Raw genomic sequence first — 20272 nt, 5'->3', positions numbered from 1 at the left:
CGGCTCGCCCGCAGGCGGGCCGTTTTCGTGTTCGGGATCACGTTGCGGCCGGCTTCCCGCGGTTTTCCAGCATCGTCTTGACGAATGCGAAGATGAAGAGCGCCGTCATCAGAAGCACGATGGTGGGCGCCGGCGCACTGTCGAGAAAGAAGCTGATGTAGATGCCGAGGAGCGAGCTCCCCGCCGCGATGGCGACGGCGACCAGCAGCATTGGACCGAAGCGGCGGGTGAGAAGGAAGGCGATGGCGCCGGGCGCCACCACCATCGCCACCGACAGGATGATGCCGACGGCCTTCAGCGCGCCCACCACCGTCAGCGACAGCACCGTCAGCAGGCCGTAATGCAGCAACCGCGTCGGCAAGCCGATCGCCTTGGCGTGTTGTTCGTCGAAGGACTGTACCAGCAGATCCTTGCGCCGGACGACCAGGAAGAGGGTCGCGAAGAGAGCGATCAACCCCGTCTCGATCAGGTCGCGCGGCATGATGCCAAGCATGTCTCCGAACAGGATGTGGTCGAGATGGACGTCGCTCTGCACCTGGACGTAGAGCACCAGCCCCAAGCCGAACATGCCGGAAAAGACGATGCCGAGCACCGTATCCTCCTTAATCCGGCTGTTTTCCTGTAGAAACCCGGTCGCCACGGCGCAGAACATGCCAGCGGCGAAGGCACCGATCGCCAGCGGGATCGAAAAGATATAGGCCAGCACGATGCCAGGAAACACCGCGTGGGATACCGCGTCCCCCATCAGCGACCAGCCCTTCAGCACGAGGAAGCAGGAGAGGATCGCCATCGGGATCGCGATCAACTGCGTCACGATGAAGGCGCGCTGCATGAAGTCGATCTGGAAGGGGAACGTCGCGAGATCGACGAAATCGAGAAAACCGCTCATGCCGTTTCCTCAAGGTTCTGCCGCAGGCGCCGCCGGGAAGCCAACATCCCGTGCTTCGGCGCGAAGACGAAGGCAAGCAGGAAGATCAGTGTCTGCAGCACAACGATGATGCCGCCGGTTGCGCCATCAAGGTAATAGCTGAGATAGGCGCCGACGAAGCTCGTTCCGGCACCGATAACGAGACCAAGCAGAATCACCCGCTGGAAACGGTCCGTCAGCAGATAGCCGGTGGCACCTGGCGTCACGACCATGGCGATCACCAGAAAGGCGCCGACCGTCTGCAGTGCGGCAACCGTGGACGCGGCAAGCAGCGTGAAGAACAGCACCTTCAGGCGATCCGGCTTCAGCCCAATCGACCGGGCGTGGTTCTCGTCGAAGAAGGCGACCATCAGATCCTTCCACTTGGCGGCAAGGATGGCGAGGCTGACGCCGCCGATGATAACCAGCTGCAGTGTGTCTTCCGGCGTGATGGCGAGGATGTTGCCGAGCACGATGGTCTGGATGTTCACCGAGGTCGGCGACAGAGACACCATGAAGAGCCCCAGACCGAAGAAGGAGGTGAAGATCAGCCCGATGATGGCGTCCTCCTTCAGCCGGGTGCGCTGATTGAGGAACAGCATTGCACCGGCCGCAAGCCCGCCGGAGATGAAGGCGCCGAGGGCGAAGGGCAGACCGAGCATATAGGCGCCGGCAACGCCCGGCACGATCGAATGGGAGAGCGCGTCGCCGATCAGCGACCAGCCCTTCAGCATCAGATAAGCTGACAGGAAGCCGCAGACGCCGCCGACCAGCGCGCTCACCCAGATCGCGTTCAGCATATAGTCGTAGGTGAAGGGCTCAAGAAGCGTCTGGAGCACCGACCGTTTCCTTCTTCTGTGCGCCGTTGCCATAGGTCACGTAAGGCCGCTCGTCGTCGGTGATAACGCGGACATGGCGTGCGTCTTCATCGTCGTGCAGCTCGGGCCCGCCCAGAATGAAATGGCGCAGCACGCCGCCGAAGGCCATCTCCAGGTTCTGTTCGTTGAAGGTGTCTTCGGTCCTGCCATGGGCGAGCACGGTCCCCTTGACGAAGACGGTGCGGTCGCAGAAGTCCGGTACGCTGCCGAGATTATGGGTCGAGACCAGCATCACCCGCCCTTCGTCCCGCAGGCTGCGCAGAAGCGCGATGATCTGTTCCTCGGTGGTCACGTCAACCCCGGTGAAGGGCTCGTCGAGCAGGATGACCTGGCCTTCCTGCGCCAGCGCGCGCGCCAGGAACACCCGCTTGCGCTGGCCGCCGGAAAGCTCGCCGATCTGCCGCTTGCGGACCTCCTCCATGTTCACCCGCTTCAGCGCCTCGGTCACCATGTCGTGGTCGCGGCGGGAGGGAATGCGTAGGAAGTTCATGTGGCCGTAGCGGCCCATCATCACCACGTCCTCGACAAGGACCGGGAAGTTCCAGTCCACTTCCTCGGACTGCGGAACATAGGCGACAAGATTCTTCTTCAGTGCCTCGCGCGCCGGCATTCCCAGGATCTGCACGGTTCCTTCGGCAAGCGGGACGAAACCCATGATCGCCTTGAAGAGTGTCGACTTGCCGGCGCCGTTGACGCCGACGAGTGCGGTGATCGTCCCCCGCGGGACTGAGAAGCTCGCGTGGCGCAGAGCCGTCAATCCGCTTCGGTAGGCCACCGTGATATCGTCGACGACGAGACCGCCTTCCTGTGGCCGCTTCTTGCCCATGATCATCCGGCAAGACCTTCGGCAATCCTGCTGGCGGTGACGCGCAAGAGGTCAAGATATGTCGGCACCGGGCCGTCGGCATCGCTCAGCGAGTCGACGAAAAGAATGCCGCCGTAACGCGCACCGGTTTCGCGTGCCACCTGTTCGGCCGGGTCGGGAGAGACCGTGCTTTCGCTGAAGATCACCTCGATGTCGTGCTCGTTCATCGCGTCGATGACGGAGCGGACCTGCTGCGGGGTTCCCTGGCTGTCGGCGTTGACGGGCCAGAGATAGAGCTCCTTGAGGCTGAAATCACGAGCGAGATAGGAGAAGGCACCCTCGCTCGTCACGAGCCAGCGCTTCTCTTCCGGCAGCGCACCAAGTTCTGCGCGGATGGGGTCGACTGCGGCACGGATCTTGTCGGTATAGGCCTTGGCATTGGCTTCGTAGACGGCCGCATTCTCTGGATCGATCTCCGTCAGTCCCTTGCGAATGTTGTCAACGTAGATGATCGCGTTGTCCGGTGACATCCAGGCATGAGGATTGGGCTTGCCCTCATAGGCGCCCCCCGCAATTGCCACTGGCTCGACGCCGTCCGAAACCGTCACGCTCGGCACGTCGCCGAGATTGGCAAGGAACTTCTCGAACCACAGCTCGAGGTTCAGACCGTTGCGCAGCACCAGGTCAGCGTCGCGGGCGCGCAATAGGTCGCGGGGGGTGGGCTGGTAGTTGTGGATCTCGGCGCCCGGCTTGGTGATGCTCTCCACCTCGGCGGCGTCGCCTGCAACATTGCGGGCCATGTCGGCGATCACCGTGAAGGTGGTGACGACCTTTGGCTTCTCTTGTGCCCAGCTGGCAGCGGGCAGAGCGTAGAGAAGTGCACCGGCGATGATGATCAGCTTAGAGAGGCGTGGCACGGAGTGACGATCCTTCTTGCAATTCATTTGCAATCCAACTTAGCGACGGTTTCACGCCTGTCAACGCTATTGCAAATCATTCGCAGAAATGGGTGCAGTAAGCTCTCTTAAATGTTTCTAAAGACGATTGAGGGAAGCTCCGTTCCGAATTCCATCGGTATTGCGTGAAGTGGGGTTGGCATGTCGGAGTTCGGCGCGTGAAGGGTTTCAAGATCCGGCTGTCGCGGACATTTCTCCTCATCATCGGCGGTGTGACGGTGCTCGGCGGCGGCAGCGGCGCGGCTGCAGTCTACATCGGCGCCGACAAGCTGCTCGGCCCGTCCTACGCGGACATCAACGGCCTGGAATGCACCACCCTCGAAACGATCAAGATCAAGAAGGCGGACCGCTACTGGATCCGCAAATACGTCACCACCAATGAGCCGGGCGATGGCGTCGCACGCCTGAAGACTGCGTTGCGCGTTGCCCGCAAGGTGCAGGAGGCGGAGCATTCGGACCTTGTCCAGGTGACCGTGCTCGACAAGGCGGGGCCAACGGATCGGGCGAAGATGCGCGGTCGCGCGATCGGTGCCCAGGTGGTCTATATGCCGGATGTCAGCAAGGCACCGGAGGGCCTTTCGGTCCAGCCGCTGACTGCCTATTACGTCGACGGCATGCCGGACGATACCGGCGCGTTCTGGGGCCTGCGGATCGATCTGCCGCAGGAAGATGCCGAGCACCTGTCGGCCGCATTGACTGATACTGCCGATTGCCTCGAGCCGGTGGTTGAAGGCGCAGACGGTCACGGTTCTTCGGGCGGCCACGGTGCAGACAAGGGTCATGGTTCCGAGAAGGGCCATCATGCACCATCAGGTCACGGAGAAACTGTCAGCGACGGGGAAGAGAAGGCACACGGTGATGCCCATGGCGGGGGCGCTCATGGAAGCGAACCCGCGGCTGACGGCCACGGCACGCCCGCCGAAGGTCATGGCGAAGAGGTCCCGGTCGCCAAGCACGGCGGTGAAGAAAAGCCTGGGATGTTGGCTTCATTGATGGGTATGGTGGGGCTTGGTGCCGAGCCGGCTGCCGACGGTCACGGCGACACCGCATCCGCCGGTCACGAACCGCCGGGGGACGAACCCTTGGAGCCTGCACACGGAGCAGCGGCAGAGCCGGCACAACATGCCTCGGCTGAGCCGCATGCGGCGCAGGAAAAGGCCGCCGATGCCGCAGAAGCAGCTCCGGCGGACAAAGGCTGGCTTGATACCGTCAAGGGCTATGTCGGTCTCGGATCCAGCGAGCACCAGGCTAAGGAATCCAAAGCGCCCGAACATGCTGCTGACGCGGCTGAGCAGCCCGATATCGTCGGGCCGCCCCATGCAACTGAGGACGCCACTCCTGCTCCGGCCGCCGAGACGAAGGCCGATGATCATGGCGCCGCCTGGCTCGCCAAGATGCGCGCCCAGCCGCTGAAGCTGAAAGATGACACTGAAACGAGCGCGGACTCCAGCCGTAGCGGCGAGGAAGCGAAGGCAGAAGAGGCCCATGGCGTCGCAGCCGCCCATGCGAAGCCCGCTCATGCGGAGCCAGCCCAGGCAGAACCAGCCCACGCGCCCGCCGTTGCCGAAGAGGACGATCCCGAGCAGCACCGCCGTAGGCCCGAGGCCCATGCGGAAACGCATTGATCGCTGGCAGCGGCAAGTGGAAACGGCTCATAATTTGGTTCGTGGTTTCTTTTGCTAGATACGGCGGGGAAGGACACACCGGTAGGGGGCACCTAAGGTCCACAATCGGCGGAAGACGTGTTCTTAACTCGCCAAGGCCTGCGAATCCTGTAGTCTTCTTGCGCGAAAGCTTCGACGCGCACCGGGGAACATATGGAACGCACAAGTCTGCTTCAGCACGCATCGGATTATGCTTCAGGCGGCGGACTTGCTGCCGACCTTGCGCGGCTCGTCGCGCGCCCGTCGGTCAGTCAGTCAGAGGGACGGCTGGAGGACCTGATCGCTTATCTCGATCAGGACATGCGGCCGATGCTCGAAGACATCGGCTTTGACTGCCGCATCTTCGACAATCCGTTGCCCGGCGGTGCGCCCTTTCTTGTCGGCTCGCGCACCGAGGACTCAGTTTTGCCGACCGTCCTGATCTACGGGCACGGCGATGTGTGCAACGGCGAGGTGGCTCGCTGGCGTGAGGGGCTGCATCCGTTCCAACTGACCCAAGAGGGTGACCGGCTTTATGGTCGCGGAACAGCCGACAACAAGATCCAGCATCTCATCAACATCAAAGCCCTCCAGACGGTGATCGCTGCCAATGGCAGTCTCGGCTTCAACGTCAAGATCGTGCTCGAAATGGCCGAGGAGACGGGCTCGTACGGACTGCGAGAGTTCTTCCAGGCTCAGCGGGACCTGCTTTCGGCGGATGTCCTGATTGCCTCCGACGGGCCACGCCTCACGCCCGAGGTGCCAACCATGTTCATGGGCTCGCGCGGCGGGCTCAGCTTCGATCTCATCGTGAACTTGCGGCCGGACGATCATCATTCGGGTAATTTCGGCGGCTTGCTCGCCGATCCCGTCATCCTGCTCAGTCACGCGATCGCCTCGATCGTTGACCGGCGCGGCCAACTTCAGGTGCCGGAATGGCGACCAACGAGCCTCACACCAGACATTCGGGACGCCCTTCGCGACCTGCCACCCCGTCGGCATGACCCGGATTGGGGTGAAGCAACGCTTACCCCCTCAGAGAGGGCCTTTGGCTGGAATGCACTGACGGTGCTCGCGATTTCGGCAGGCAACATCGACGCGCCGCAGAACGCCATCTCGGGATCGGCGCGAGCGACCTGCCAACTACGTTTCGTGGTTGGCACTGCAATGGACGAGATCCTGCCGGCGCTGAGGCGCCATCTCGATGCCTCCGGCTTCTCGATGGTCGATGTCCTGCAGAAGGGCGAGCCCTTCAGGGCAACACGCTTTCCACCTGATCATCCATGGGTGCGTTTCGTGGAGCAATCGATCGAAGCAACAACAGGCAAGTCGCCGCATCTCCTGCCCAATCTCGCAGGATCACTGCCCAATGACGTCTTCACCGACATACTCGGCCTGCCGACGATCTGGATCCCGCATGCCCATGCAGAATGTGGTCAGCATGGGCCGAACGAACATGCGCTGCTCTCGATTGCCGAAGAGGGCATGCGGATCATGACGGGTCTCTTCCTCGATATCGGAGAAAGGGGTGCTCCCGGCGTTGGCAAGTGATGAAGCCGGCTACAGAGAAATAGATCCCGGACCTCGTCCAAGATCCGGGATCTGATTTTCTGGCTTTCGCCGTCGCTCTTCTCAGTCCGCCTTGTTGCGGCGGGCGGGGAAGAGGATCACGTCGCGGATGGAGGGCGCGTCGGTTAGCAGCATGATTAGGCGGTCGACACCGATGCCGAGGCCGCCGGCGGGCGGCATACCCTGGTCGATCGCATCGAGGAATTCCTCGTCGAGCTGCTTGTCCTTCTCGCCACGCGCATGCGCCTGTTCAAGCTGCTCGACCATGCGGGCGCGCTGCTCTTCCGGATCGTTCAATTCGGAGAAGGCGTTGCCGATTTCCCAGGTGTTGCAATAGGTCTCGAAGCGCTCAACGAGGCGCGGCTCTCCTGGCACTTCCTTGGCAAAGGGCGAAATATCCTTCGGGAAATGGGTGACGTGGGACGGCTGGATCAGCGTCGCCTCGACCTTTTCCTCGAAGATGAAGGCAAGACACTCCCCCCAGGTCCAATCCTTCTCGACCTCGAAACCGGCGGCCTTGGCGGCGGCGCGCGCCTCTTCGTCGGTCTTGATCGCGAGGAAGTCGATGCCGGTGACTTCCTTGACGGCGTCGGGCATGGGAACGCGGCGGAACGGGCCCTTGAAGGAGATCTCCGTGTCGCCGTACTTGAACTCCGTGGAGCCATGGATGGTCATCGCCAGGCGCGCGAACAGGCGCTCGACGAGGTCCATGATGTCCTCGTAATCGGCATAGGCCCAGTAGCACTCCATCATCGTGAATTCAGGATTGTGCCGGGTAGAAACGCCTTCGTTGCGGAAGTTGCGATTGATCTCGAAGACCTTGTCCGAAAGGCCGGAGACCAGCGTGCGCTTGAGGAACAGTTCTGGCGCAATGCGCAGGTACATGTCCATCTTCAGCGTGTTGTGATGGGTCTTGAACGGATCAGCCGAAGCGCCGCCGTAAACGGTCTGCAGCATCGGCGTCTCGACTTCCATGAAGCCGTCATCTTCCATGAAGCGGCGGATGCCCGACACGATGCGCGAGCGTTGCTGGAAGCGGAGCTTGGATTCCTCGTTGGTCAGGATGTCGAGGTGACGCTTGCGGTAGCGCAGCTCGATGTCGGAAAGACCGTGATACTTCTCCGGCATCGGCAGGAGCGTCTTGGTTAGCATCGTGATTTCTTGCGCATTGATCGTCAGTTCGCCGCGCTTGGTGCGGCGCACGACACCTGTGACGCCGATAATGTCACCAAGATCGATCATCGGCAGCATGTCCCGGGCTTCTTCGGGCGTCGTGTCCTTGTGGCTGAAGATCTGGATCTTGCCTGAGGCGTCGCGCAGGTCGATAAACATGCCGGAGTTGCGCGAGGAGTAGACGCGGCCGGCAACCGTCACCACGTCCTGCGTCTCGACGTCCGCTTCGAGGTTCTTGTACTTCTCGGCGAGCTCGGCATTCGTCATCGTCCGATGGAAATGCGCCGGATAGACGTCGCCGATCTTTTCGCGCAGGAGCTTCAGCTTCTGGGCCCGGACTTCCGTGGCGTCGGAGGAGAGGGCGGTTTCGTTCTGTTTGTCGGCCATTCTGCGGGACCCTTCTTCTTTATTCGCTGCCGACCATGGACGCCACGACCGTAGCTGCGATCTTCAGGCGCTGGCGTACGACCGAACGGCCGAGCAAGGCCATTGAATCAAATAGCGGCAGCGAGCGCGACGATCCGGACATGGCAACGAAGAGCGGCGGCGTAACGACGCGCAGCTTCTTGCCGAGCTTGTCGGCAACCGCACGCAGTTCCTGGTCGATTGCCTCGACATTCCACTCGACGAGCTTCTCTAGGTCAGCCTGAACGGTGTTGATGATCTCCAGCGTTTCCGCCGGGGTCGTCTTCAGGCCGGAGAAGGAAGCAGGCGCCAGCCCGACGTCGTTGGCCAGCAGGAAGCCTGCCAGCTGCGGCAGTTCGCCAAGCTTGGAGATGCGGCTCTGCGACAGCTTCAGGCCTTCCGTCAGCCGCTCGTTTTCCGACGCCCATTCGAGCGTCCGGGCGATGAAGTCCTCCGGCGTCAGCTTCTCGCGGATCCAGCGGCCGTTCAGCCAGTCGAGCTTCTGGATGTCGAAAATCGCACCGGCCTTGGACAGGTTGTCCGGATCGAACTTTTCCGCCAGCTCGTCCATGCTGAGCAGCTCTTCGCCCTCGGCGATCTGGATGAAGAACAGGCCGAGGAAGTTCATCAGCGCTTCCGGCAGGTAGCCGAGCGCCGAGTAGTAGGAGATCGAGGTCGGGTTCTTGCGCTTCGACAGCTTCGACTTGTCAGCGTTGCGCATTAGCGACAGGTGCATCCACACCGGCTCCTGCCAGCCGAAATACCGGTAGAGCAGGATGTGCTTCGGCACCGAGGCGAGCCATTCCTCGCCGCGCGCCACGTGGGTGATCTTCATCAGGTGGTCGTCGATGACGTTTGCCATGTGATAGGTCGGCATGCCGTCGCCCTTGATCAGCACCTGCATGTCGACTGAATCCCACGGGATCGAAACGTCGCCATAGACGCCGTCGTGGAAGTCGCAGGAGCCTTCGGTCGGGATCTTCATGCGGATCACGGAGGCTTCGCCGGCTTCCATCCGCGCCGTCACTTCCTCGGCCTTCAGGTTGAGGCAGTGCCCGTCATACTTCGGCGGCTTGCCGGCGGCACGCTGCGCCTCGCGCATCTGCTCCAGGCGCTCAGGCGTGCAGAAGCAGCGGAAGGCGTGGCCCTTGTCTAGAAGTTCCTGGCCGTAGGGCTGGTACATCGCCTTGCGGTCGGACTGGCGATACGGGCCGTAAGGTCCGCCGACGTCCGGGCCTTCCGCCCAGGCGAGGCCGGTCCACTTCAGCGCATCCAGCACCTTCTGCTCGAATTCCGGTGTCGAGCGCGTCGCATCGGTGTCCTCGATGCGCAGGATGAACTCGCCGCCCATCTTCTTGGCGAAGAGGTAGTTGAACAGCGCGATGTAGACGGTGCCGACATGCGGCTCGCCGGTCGGCGAGGGGGCGATGCGGACGCGGGGGCCGGAAGTGCTCATGGATAATGCTCGATTTGGCGCCTGCAGCGGCGCGGGACCTACGTGTCTTGGGATCGCAGGCCTTAGCGCATATTCAGCGTCGAGCGTCAAGACTTTGGGGTAGAGCGCCGGCTACGACACCGGCCATATCCAGAGCAGTGTTGGCACACTGACTAGGACGATGATGAAGGAGAGCGGCAGGCCAAGTCGCGGGTAGTCTGAGAACTTGTAGCCGCCCGGACCCAGCACCAGCGTGTTGCACTGGTGGCCTACAGGGGTGAGGAAGTCGCAGCCGGCGCCGATCGCGACGGCCATCAGAAAAGCTTCCGGCCGATAGCTCAATGCCGTCGCGAAGCTGGCCGCAATCGGCCCCATCACCAGAACCGTGGCTGCGTTGTTCAAGAACGGCGTCACGGCCATGGCGGTCAGCAGAATCATTCCCAAGGCCGCATAGGCGGGAAGCCCGCTCGCAATTCCGCCTAGCCAGTCGGCAATCAGCTCGCTTGCCCCGGAGGTCCGCAAGGTATCGGAGACAGGGATGAGAGCAGCCAGCATGATGAGGATCGGGCCATCGACTGCCTTATAGACGTCGGTGAGGGGGATCGCCCGGAAGACGGCCATGCCGAGGGCGGCGGCAAAGAAGGCGACGGCGACCGGAACCCAACCGACGGCAGTCGCAATCATCGCGGCCGCGAGGATGACGAGCGGGATGAAGGCCCGGCGCTGCGTGCCCAGCATCACTTCCCGCTGGGCCAGCGGCAGGAGGGCAAAATCCTGCATCACCCCGGGCAAGGCATTGCGGTTGCCCTGCAGCACGATCACATCACCCGCCATCAGCGTCAGGTCCCGCAGGCGCTCGCTCAGGCGCTGCCCGCGCCGACTGACCGCCAGGAGATTGACGCCGCGCGTATAGGAGAGCGCGAGTTCTCGTGCTGAAAGGCCCGAGAGCGGCGATTCCCGCGAGATGATCGCTTCGATGGAGACGAGATCGTCGCGCTGCTGCCCCTTGCCCTTCAGCGGCTTGCCCGACAACTGGAGCTTGGCGCTGGAAACCACACGGTCGATCGCCGCCGAGCGGCCTTCGAGGATCAGCGTGTCGAACTCGCGCAGCGAAAGATCCGGAAACGGCGACATGCGGGTCGTGCCGCGCAGGACCGCAGTCGCAAGAACCTCGCCATCGCCCAGCTTCAACAGTTCACTCAGTGGGCTTCCTGCAATGGGGGACTGGGCTGGAACCGTCGCCTCGGACGTGTAGTTGGCGATCTCGACGGCGTCCTCAATGGAGGTGTTCTGTTTTGTGCGGGACGGCACGAGCCAATGGAAGAACATGAGGAACGTCACGCCGACCAGGGTCAGGATCAAGCCGACCGGGGTGAAATCGAACATGGTGAAAGGCGTGCCGGTAAGGTCGGCACGAAGCTGCGAGACGACGATGTTGGGCGAGGTGCCGATCTGCGTCATCAGGCCGCCGAGCAGCGCAGAGAAGGCCATCGGCATGAGGTATTTGGACGGAGAGACGCCCGATCGCCGAGAGAACTGGAACGCAACCGGCATCATTATGGCCAAGGCGCCTATGTTCTTGATGAAGGCAGACATGACGGCGACGACGATCATCAGGAGCGCCAGTTGAGCGCGCACCGAGTTCAGGTTCGGGAAGAACTTCTTGATGGCGATATCGACGATGCCAGAACGTGCCACGGCTGCGCTGACGACGAGAGCGCTGCCGACTATGATCACGATGTCGTCGGAAAAGCCGGAGAAGGCTTCCTCTACCGGGACAATACCGACCGCCACGGCGGCCACAAGCGCGCAGCAGGCAACGATGTCATAGCGGAACCGATCCCAGATGAAGACGGCCATCATCACGCCGATGACGGTAAAGGCGAGGATCTGTTCTGTCGACATTTGGCCCCAAGAGAAGGTGGAGTGCATCGCCAATCCGTGCGCCGCACTGCAGGATATGCATAACACGGTGGTGCCGGGAAGCTATCCCGAACCAGGAAAATAAAAGTGGCCCGTTTCCGGGCCACCTCAAGGTCCTCAATGAAGGGCCGTTTCCGGCTTCTTCTTTCGTCGCGCATTGCGAGCAAACATGTTGAGAACTTCCACGAGCGCCGAGAAGGCCATGGCGGCGTAGATGTATCCCTTCGGGACATGGAAACCCATGCCTTCTGCGATCAGGGTGGTGCCGATCATCAGCAGGAAGCCCAGCGCCAGCATGACGATCGTCGGGTTCTTCTCGATGAAGTTGGCAAGCGGCGTTGCTGCCAGCAGCATGACTGTGACCGCAGCAACAACCGCGATGATCATGATCGGGAGATGTGGCGTCATGCCGACGGCGGTGATGATGCTGTCGATCGAAAACACCAGGTCGAGAAGAAGGATCTGCGTGATGGCGGAGCCAAAGGTAATGGCCGCTGCGCCGCCGACCATGTCCTCCTTGTGATCCACCGGATCTACCGAATGGTGGATCTCCCGCGTCGCTTTCCAGACCAGGAAGAGGCCACCTGCGATGAGGATGAGGTCCTTCCAGGAGAACGGGTGGCCAAAGGCCTCGAAGAGCGGATTGGTCAACTGCACGATCCAGGCCACCGTGCCGAGAAGACCTAGCCGCATCACCAGCGCAAGCCCGATACCGATCTTGCGTGCCTTTTCACGGTTCTCCGGGGGCAGCTTGTTGGTGAGGATCGAGATGAAGATCAGGTTGTCGATACCAAGCACGACCTCCATGACAACCAGCGTCGCCAGCGCCACCCAGGCCGTCGGATCCTGTATAAGCACCATTAAATCTTGCACGATAAGCCCCTCGAAATCGGCGTGAAATTTCCATCCGATTTAAGCTGTCAGGGTACAAAGGCAAGAGCAGCAGCAGCAGCAGTGTGCGCAATGACCATCAAATTGTGCTCGCGGAGCCGTTCGAGCCCCCATACGCTGCCATGAAGACGCGGATAGCGCTCTTTACCACGTGATTTAGTTCGTCTTGCGAAGGCACGTCGTCCAGTTCTCCGAACAGTCGGAACTTGAAGAAGGTGCCGCTGGCGAGCTCTATGAACTGGCGTGCGGCAAGATCGGTATCCTCTACGCTCAAGTTGCCCAGGGCGACGTGGCGCTTGATGAAGTCATCAAGAACGGTCCGGACATTGGCAGGCGAATGAAAGAAGCGGCTGCACAGCTTCGGCATCCGCGTGGTCACGCCGATGAGGGTACGCATGGCGTTGATCGTTTGCGGCGAGGTGATATGCGTCGCAAAGCCGATGCCGAAGCGATAGAGGCCTTCCTCCACTTCTTCGCTGCCCGCGAGGATATCCTTCAGCATCAGCGTGATGCGCTGGCGCTCCTGTTCGATGATCGCGCTGAACAGATCTTCCTTGTTCTCGAAGTAGACGTAGATCGTGCCCTTCGAGACGCCAGCCTCGCGGGTGATGTCGTTCATGCTCGCGGCGTCAAAGCCCAGCCTCATGAAGACACGTTTTGCGCCTTCGATGATTTGCCCGCGTTTCGCCGGGTCTTCTCCCGCGGCGAAACGACCTTGCTGGGGGGTGGGCAGGGAGAGATCCTCCGTTTTTTCCTCGGTCATCATTTCTTCTTAACTTTGCGAACCAGACGGTTCGATTAGATCTTGATATGCGCAGCGACACGCTCTATGTCAAGCGAACTGAACCGATCGGTTCGATTTATCATGCGACGGTGGTATCTCCCATGACTGGATCATCTCCTGCAGGCGCGCTGCGCGCCCTGACCAACGATGGCGACGCCGATCAAGGCAAGACGAACGATGCTCAATTGGGATCGCCGCAAGCCGAACACGTAGAGGCTCCGGAAAAGAAGAAGCGGCGCAGTCCAGTTCTTACTGTGATCATTGCGGCAATGCTCGCCGGAGCCGGGTGGTACGGCTATGACTGGTGGACGGATGGCCGTTTTCTGATCTCGACGGACGACGCGTATATTGAAGCGGACATAGCGATCATCTCGCCTAAAGTCGCGGGCTACGTCGAAAAGGTGAATATTGTTGGAAACCAGCACGTCAAGGCGGGTGATCCGCTCGTTACGCTTGATGGACGAGACTACCAGATCGCCTTGGAACGAGCCACGAACGCGATCGAAAGCGCGCAACTGGCGGTCAAGCGCATCGACGCGCAGATCGTTGGCGCTGAAGCGGCGTTGAAACAGGCAGAGGCGCAGCGCGGTGCCCTGGACGCTGCGTTGCGCGGTGCGGAGATCAACGAGCGGCGGGCTGGTGAGCTGGCGTCGAAGTCGATCGGTACGGCAGCGGACCTAGACAATGCGCGGGTGTCCCTCGACCAGGCACGCGCCAATCTCGTGGCAGGAGAGGCCAGTGTCGCTTCGGCGAAAGCCAATGTCGGGCTCTTGCGGGCGCAACGGGACGAAGCCCTGAACGGCATTCGGTCCCAGGAACTGGCGCGCGATCAGGCCCAACGCGATCTCGACTTCACGATCCTGAGGGCACCCTATGATGGCGTGATCGGCAATCTTGCGGTCCAGACCGGCGATCTCGTATCGGCCGGCAAGCGGCTCGCTGCTCTTGTCCCGCTCACCGAACTCTATATCGAGGCAAACTTCAAGGAAACGCAGATCGCTGGACTGGAGCTCGGTTCCAAGGTGCGCGTCCATGTCGATGCCTTCGAGGAGCACGATATCGAGGGGGCGGTGACTTCGATCGCGCCTGCTTCCGGGTCGGTCTTTTCCATGCTGCCGGCTGAAAACGCCACCGGCAACTTCACCAAGGTCGTGCAGCGGGTTCCGGTCCGCATCGCCCTTCCACAGGAGGTGTTGGCGCAAGGCCACCTGCGGGCGGGGCTCAGTGTTGTGGTCGATGTGGATACGCGGACAGCACCCTCCGATCATTCCGTAGCCCAGGTCAACTGACGACGACCTTTCAAGGAGAGCGGCCATGGCGACAGCGGCCGTCGCGGGAACGCTTCCCGCCGATCAACCCATGGATAAGCGCAAACTCGTCGCATTCTTTGCGATGGTCTTCGGCATGTTCATGTCGATCCTCGACATCCAGATCGTATCCGCTTCGCTGGCCGAAATCCAGGCGGGCCTCGGGGCCGGGTCGGATGAGGTCGCGTGGGTTCAGACATCGTATCTGATTGCCGAGGTGATCATGATCCCGCTTTCTGGCACGCTCGCGCGGATCCTGTCGACGCGCGTCCTGTTCAGCATCTGCGCGGCGGGCTTCACCATCGCGAGCGCGCTCTGCGCCACCGCCACCAATATCGAGCAGATGATCGTCTACAGGGCGATCCAGGGCTTCATCGGCGGCGGCATGATCCCTTCCGTCTTCGCCGCGGCCTTCACCATCTTCCCGCCCTCCAAGCGTGCTGTGGTTTCGCCAATCATAGGACTTGTTGCGACGCTGGCGCCGACGATTGGTCCGACCGTCGGCGGCTACCTCAGTCACGCCTTCTCCTGGCACTGGCTCTTCCTTGTCAACATCGTTCCAGGGATCCTCGTCACGGCTGTTGCCTGGAGCATGATTGATTTCGACGAGCCGGAGATGAGCCTGTGGAAGAAGTTCGACTGGTGGGGACTTCTTTCCATGGGGCTGTTTCTGGGATCACTCGAATACGTTCTTGAAGAAGGCAACAACAAGGACTGGTTCAACGACGAGCATATCCTCATGGGTTCGCTTGTTATGATTGGCGGGGCCGTCGTCTTCTTCTGGCGTGCCTTCCGGGTCGACTTCCCTGTTGTCGATTTGCGGGCATTCGCCAACCGCAACTTCGCCTTCGGCTCGCTGTTCTCCTTTGTCATGGGCATAGGGCTCTACGGCCTGACCTATTTGTATCCGCTCTACCTGGGGCGCATCCGTGGCTATGATTCGCTGATGATCGGCGAGACGATGTTCGTCTCCGGCCTTGCCATGTTCTTGACCGCGCCCGTCGCTGGCATGCTTTCCAACCGCCTCGACCCGCGGCTGATGATGGCGGTCGGGTTCTTTGGCTTTGCCTTGGGCACCTACCTGATGACGGGGCTGACGGGCGATTGGGACTTCTACGAGTTGCTGATCCCGCAGGTCCTCCGCGGCTGCTCGATGATGCTGTGCATGGTGCCGATCAACAACATCGCGCTCGGCACTCTGCCGCCCGCGCGGATACGCAATGCCTCGGGGCTCTTCAATCTCACCCGAAATCTTGGCGGTGCCGTGGGATTGGCCATCATCAACACCATGCTGACCCAACGATCCGACGAGCATTACGCACGGCTTTCGGAACAGTTGAGCTACGCAAATCCCGCTGCGTTGAACTGGCTGGACAGCGTCGGAGCGAACTTTGAAAGATTCGGGTTGGATGGCAGCGCGGTTGCGCTGCAGAAACTGTCGGGGATCGTCACCCAGCAGTCTTGGCTCCTGTCCTTCATCGATGTGTTCATGGCGCTGACTGCGCTTTTCGCAAGCCTGATCCTGCTGGTCCTGCTGATCGCAAAACCTGCGGCGCAAGCAGGTGCAGGTGGCGGGCACTAAGTCCAGAACCACGCTCCGAAGTGGCTGCCGCCGCCGCGGCAGACCTCCCCTATCCACCAATCACTATTTTTGATTTACGTACCTCAAAAATTCCGCTACCACGAACCGGGGAGGATTCATGAAGCCGACGGTTCACGACATCGCGCGTCACGCGGGCGTCAGTCTCGCGACGGTGGACCGCGTGCTGAACGGTCGGGCGGGTGTGCGTGGGATTACGCGCCAGAAGGTCGAGGAGGCCATCGCTTCCCTCGGCTACGTCCGCGATCTTGCCGCGGCCAATCTGGCCAAGGGGCGTACCTACAGGTTTTCTTTCGTTCTTCCGGTAAACGACAATTCCTTCATGATCGGCTTGAAGCGCGAGGTGGAGGCGGCGATCGGTCGTTCGGCGGCTGAGCGAACCCACATGGACATCATTGAAGTTCCTGCCTTTGACGCCGGCGCGCTGGTAGCGGCGCTTGAGGCCGTAATGGCGGATAAGCCGGATGGCGTTGCGCTCGTGGCCATAGACGAGCCGCGTGTGCGCGCGTGCGTGGAACGGCTTGCCGATGCTGGCATCGCCATCGTGACACTTGTTTCCGACCTGGGCGCTTCTAGCCGCCATCACTATGCTGGTATCGACAATATCGCCGCCGGTCGTACGGCAGGAAACCTCATGGGCCGCTTCCTCAGCAAGGTGGACGATCGGGTGGGGGTGCTGGCAGGGTCGATGATGGTGCGCGACCACCGAGAGCGCCTCGAGGGGTTTTTGTCGGTGCTGTCGGAGGATTTTCCGCAGGTGGCGATCCTGCCGGTGATGGAAGCGCGTGACGACGCGGGCGTCGCGGAAGCGATGGTACGGGAGGCGTTACGCCGTCATGTCGGATTGAACGGCATCTATAGTCTCGGCGCCGGCAACCGCGGTCTCATCCGTGCACTACGCGATTTGGCAGCGGAGACAAGGCCGGTCGTGATCGCCCATGAATTGACTACTTCTACGCGTGAGGCGCTCGTCGATGGTACGATCGACGCGGTGCTCAACCAGGATGCCGGTCACGAGGTCCGTAGCGCCATCCGCGTCTTGAAGGCCAAGGCGGATGGGCTGCCAGTGCTGGCCGCCCAAGAGCGTATCCGTATCGATATCTTCTTGAAGGACAACCTGCCCTGAGGGCGGAAGGAAGGATTACCATGTATCTCGGTCTCGACCTCGGAACCTCAGGCGTGAAGGCCATGCTAATCGACGGCGATCAGCAGATCATCGGTTCGGCCAGCGGTGCCCTCGATGTCTCGCGTTCCCGTCCGGGCTGGTCGGAGCAGGATCCGGCGCACTGGATCAGGGCGACGGAAGAGGCCGTGGGGACGCTCGGCCAGAGGTTTCCAACGGAGATGGCGGCGGTAAAGGGCATCGGGCTGTCGGGCCACATGCACGGAGCAACCCTCATCGACGGTGAGGACAAGGCGCTGCGGCCCTGCATCCTGTGGAACGACACCCGCTCGTTCAAAGAGGCGGCAGAGCTCGATGCCGATCCGCGCTTTCGCGCCATCACCGGCAACATCGTCTTCCCCGGTTTCACCGCCCCCAAGCTCGTCTGGGTCAAGAACAACGAACCGGAGATCTTCGCCAAGGTGGCCAAGGTGCTGCTGCCAAAAGATTATCTGCGTCTGTGGCTGACCGGCGAACATATCTCCGAAATGTCGGACTCGGCCGGTACTTCCTGGCTTGATACCGGAGCCCGGAAATGGTCGTCGGAGCTTCTGGCCGCAACGGATCTCTCCGAGAGCCAGATGCCGTCGCTCGTGGAGGGCACGGAACAAGGCGGGGCGCTTCGCAAAGAGTTGTCGTCCAAATGGGGCATGGGAGGCGGCGTCGTCGTTGCCGGCGGTGCTGGCGACAATGCAGCCTCCGCCTGTGGCATGGGCACCGTCGCCGAAGGCCATGCCTTCGTCTCGCTCGGCACCTCTGGGGTTCTCTTTGCCGCCAATGGTTCCTATCTGCCGAAGCCGGAAAGCGCCGTGCATGCCTTCTGCCATGCGCTGCCGAACACCTGGCACCAGATGGGCGTCATCCTGTCGGCGACCGATGCGCTGAACTGGCATGCACATGTCACCGGCAAATCCGCTGCCGAACTGACCGGCGAACTCGGCGAGGAGTTGAAGGCGCCAACCGGCGTCACCTTCCTTCCCTACCTTTCCGGCGAGCGGACACCGCACAATGACGCGCAGATCCGCGGCGCCTTTATCGGCCTCGGCCACGAGTCGAGCCGGGCTGTACTGACGCAGGCGGTGATGGAGGGCGTCACCTTCGCCATCCGCGACAATCTGGAGGCTCTCAGATCCGCCGGCACCTCGATCTCCCGCGTCACCGCCATCGGCGGCGGCTCGCGCTCGCGTTATTGGCTTGCCTCCATAGCCACGGCGCTTGGGGTTCCTGTGGATATTCCGGCTGATGGCGATTTTGGGGCGGCCTTCGGTGCGGCGCGGTTGGGGCTGATTGCCGCCACCGGCGCGGATCCCGTTTCCGTATGTACGGCACCTGAAACGGAGGCGACGATAGAACCGGTATCATCCCTCTCACAGGCTTACGAAACTGCCTATGGCCGCTACCGAGCAGCCTACCCGGCAATTCAATCCATCAACTACTAAGATCAGATCCGTCATTCCAGGAGGAACCACAATGAGCACAGGCTTTTTCGGAGACATCCAGAAGATCAAGTACGAAGGGCCGGAGAGCACCAATCCGCTCGCCTTCCGCTACTACAACCCGGATGAAATCGTGGCCGGGAAGCGTATGGAGGACCATCTGCGGTTTGCAATCGCCTATTGGCACACATTTGCCTGGGAGGGCGGCGATCCCTTCGGTGGACGCACCTTCGACCGGCCCTGGTACGGGGACGACATGGGTAAGGCCAAGCTCAAGGCGGATGTGGCCTTCGAGATGTTCAGCTTGATCGGCGCGCCCTACTATTGCTTTCATGACGCGGACGTGCGGCCTGAGGGAAATTCCTTCGCCGAGAACACGAAGAACCTGAACGAGATCGTCGATTATTTTGCGCAGAAGCAGCAGGAGACGGGCGTCAAGCTGCTGTGGGGCACGGCGAACCTGTTCTCGCACCGCCGCTTCATGTCCGGTGCATCGACCAATCCCGATCCGGACGTGTTTGCGTTTTCGGCCGCCACCATCAAGACCTGCATGGACGCAACCATGAAGCTCGGCGGGGAAAACTACGTTCTTTGGGGCGGTCGCGAGGGCTACGAGACCCTGCTGAATACCGACCTCTCGCGCGAACTCGACCAGATGGCGCGCATGCTCACCATGGTCGTCGAGTACAAGCACAAGATCGGCTTCAAGGGCACGATTCTGGTGGAGCCGAAGCCGCAGGAGCCGACGAAGCACCAGTACGACTATGATGTCGGCACGGTCTACGGCTTCCTGAAGAAGTACGGCCTCGAGAACGAGGTGAAGATGAACATCGAGCAGGGCCACGCGATCCTGGCCGGACACACGTTCGAGCACGAATTGGCGCTTGCCGGTGCGCTCGGCATCCTTGGCTCCATCGACATGAACCGCAACGATTACCAGTCCGGCTGGGATACCGACCAGTTCCCCAACAATGTGCCGGAAATGGCGCTGGCCTACTACCAGGTGCTGCAGAACGGTGGCTTCACGACGGGCGGCACCAACTTTGACGCCAAGCTGCGCCGCCAGTCGCTCGATCCGGAAGACCTGCTGCACGGCCACATCGGCGGCATGGATTGCTGCGCCCGTGGCCTGAAGGCTGCGGCGAAGATGATAGAGGACGGGGCTCTTTCGAAGCCGCTTGCGGAACGTTATGCCGGCTGGGACAGCGCCGAGGCGCAGAAGATGCTGCGTGGCGAATACACGCTGGAGGACATCACCGCCCGCGTCGAGCGCGACAACATCAATCCGGAGCCCCGCTCGGGACGCCAGGAATACCTGGAAAACGTGGTCAACCGCTACGTCTGAGGTTGCTTTGCAGACCGGAACCGGGGTGCAGAGGCGCCCTGGTTTTGATTTCC

Annotated in this window: 16 protein-coding genes; 7 read left to right on the top strand and 9 right to left on the bottom strand. The window is 61.5% G+C overall.

From position 1 onward, the window contains the following. Positions 1–37: 37 nt before the first annotated feature. The 4 genes from LXM96_RS03350 to LXM96_RS03335 are packed head-to-tail and all read right to left on the bottom strand — an operon-like array spanning position 38 to position 3534. Positions 38–889: a metal ABC transporter permease gene (locus LXM96_RS03350; protein ID WP_239996925.1), complete on the bottom strand. Its 852-nt coding sequence runs from the start codon at positions 887–889 to the stop codon at positions 38–40. After that, positions 886–1746, bottom strand: coding sequence for a metal ABC transporter permease (locus tag LXM96_RS03345; RefSeq protein WP_317208187.1), 861 nt, complete (start codon positions 1744–1746; stop codon positions 886–888). Before LXM96_RS03345 ends, LXM96_RS03350 begins: the two co-directional genes overlap by 4 nt. Beyond that, positions 1727–2617, bottom strand: a complete 891-nt coding sequence (locus tag LXM96_RS03340) for a manganese/iron ABC transporter ATP-binding protein (RefSeq protein ID WP_239996924.1) — start codon at positions 2615–2617, stop codon at positions 1727–1729. The genes LXM96_RS03345 and LXM96_RS03340 overlap by 20 nt, the downstream gene beginning before the upstream one ends. Beyond that, positions 2614–3534 (bottom strand): metal ABC transporter substrate-binding protein, encoded by a 921-nt coding sequence (locus tag LXM96_RS03335; protein WP_239996923.1) that lies wholly within the window; start codon positions 3532–3534, stop codon positions 2614–2616. The genes LXM96_RS03340 and LXM96_RS03335 overlap by 4 nt, the downstream gene beginning before the upstream one ends. 170 nt (positions 3535–3704) lie before the next feature. Here LXM96_RS03335 and LXM96_RS03330 point away from each other — a divergent pair, with 170 nt between their 5' ends. Continuing rightward, complete coding sequence (locus LXM96_RS03330) at positions 3705–5171, top strand: hypothetical protein (RefSeq protein WP_239996922.1); 1467 nt, start codon at positions 3705–3707, stop codon at positions 5169–5171. 192 nt (positions 5172–5363) lie between these two features. After that, the gene (locus tag LXM96_RS03325; protein ID WP_239996921.1) at positions 5364–6740 is read left to right on the top strand and encodes a M20 family metallopeptidase; all 1377 of its coding nucleotides are present in this window, start codon (positions 5364–5366) and stop codon (positions 6738–6740) included. Positions 6741–6821: 81 nt separating this feature from the next. Here LXM96_RS03325 and lysS read toward each other — a convergent pair whose 3' ends face one another. The 5 genes from lysS to LXM96_RS03300 all read right to left on the bottom strand — a co-directional run bounded on the left by lysS (position 6822) and on the right by LXM96_RS03300 (position 13351). Beyond that, the gene (gene lysS, locus LXM96_RS03320; protein WP_239996920.1) at positions 6822–8318 is read right to left on the bottom strand and encodes a lysine--tRNA ligase; all 1497 of its coding nucleotides are present in this window, start codon (positions 8316–8318) and stop codon (positions 6822–6824) included. Positions 8319–8337: 19 nt separating this feature from the next. Further along, entirely contained in the window at positions 8338–9792 is a 1455-nt protein-coding gene (gene gltX, locus LXM96_RS03315; protein WP_239996919.1) for a glutamate--tRNA ligase, read from the bottom strand. A 111-nt stretch (positions 9793–9903) separates the two neighbouring features. Further along, on the bottom strand, positions 9904–11676 hold the full coding sequence (locus LXM96_RS03310) for an SLC13 family permease (RefSeq protein ID WP_239996918.1): 1773 nt from the start codon (positions 11674–11676) through the stop codon (positions 9904–9906). A 135-nt stretch (positions 11677–11811) separates the two neighbouring features. Further along, positions 11812–12567 (bottom strand): TerC family protein, encoded by a 756-nt coding sequence (locus tag LXM96_RS03305; RefSeq protein WP_239996917.1) that lies wholly within the window; start codon positions 12565–12567, stop codon positions 11812–11814. Between the two features lie 97 nt (positions 12568–12664). Next, positions 12665–13351 carry a TetR/AcrR family transcriptional regulator gene (locus tag LXM96_RS03300; protein WP_394801873.1) on the bottom strand — a complete coding sequence of 229 codons (687 nt, stop codon included), beginning with the start codon at positions 13349–13351 and terminating at the stop codon, positions 12665–12667. Between the two features lie 119 nt (positions 13352–13470). On the opposite strand from LXM96_RS03300, the gene LXM96_RS03295 reads away from it, so the two are divergent. From LXM96_RS03295 to xylA, 5 genes are all read left to right on the top strand, one after another. Continuing rightward, positions 13471–14658 carry an HlyD family secretion protein gene (locus LXM96_RS03295; RefSeq protein ID WP_239996915.1) on the top strand — a complete coding sequence of 396 codons (1188 nt, stop codon included), beginning with the start codon at positions 13471–13473 and terminating at the stop codon, positions 14656–14658. A gap of 25 nt (positions 14659–14683) precedes the next feature. Further along, positions 14684–16258 (top strand): DHA2 family efflux MFS transporter permease subunit, encoded by a 1575-nt coding sequence (locus LXM96_RS03290; protein ID WP_239996914.1) that lies wholly within the window; start codon positions 14684–14686, stop codon positions 16256–16258. A gap of 118 nt (positions 16259–16376) precedes the next feature. Next, on the top strand, positions 16377–17402 hold the full coding sequence (locus LXM96_RS03285; protein ID WP_239996913.1) for a LacI family DNA-binding transcriptional regulator: 1026 nt from the start codon (positions 16377–16379) through the stop codon (positions 17400–17402). 20 nt (positions 17403–17422) lie between these two features. Beyond that, positions 17423–18877, top strand: a complete 1455-nt coding sequence (xylB, locus tag LXM96_RS03280; protein ID WP_239996912.1) for a xylulokinase — start codon at positions 17423–17425, stop codon at positions 18875–18877. A gap of 31 nt (positions 18878–18908) precedes the next feature. Next, the gene (gene xylA / locus LXM96_RS03275) at positions 18909–20219 is read left to right on the top strand and encodes a xylose isomerase (RefSeq protein WP_239996911.1); all 1311 of its coding nucleotides are present in this window, start codon (positions 18909–18911) and stop codon (positions 20217–20219) included. Positions 20220–20272: the final 53 nt, after the last annotated feature.

Origin of the sequence: Rhizobium halophilum (genome assembly GCF_021648825.1) — a bacterium.
Taxonomy (GTDB): domain Bacteria; phylum Pseudomonadota; class Alphaproteobacteria; order Rhizobiales; family Rhizobiaceae; genus Neorhizobium; species Neorhizobium halophilum.
Note: the sequence above shows the minus strand (reverse complement) of the source record. Positions and strands in the feature narration are given on the sequence as shown.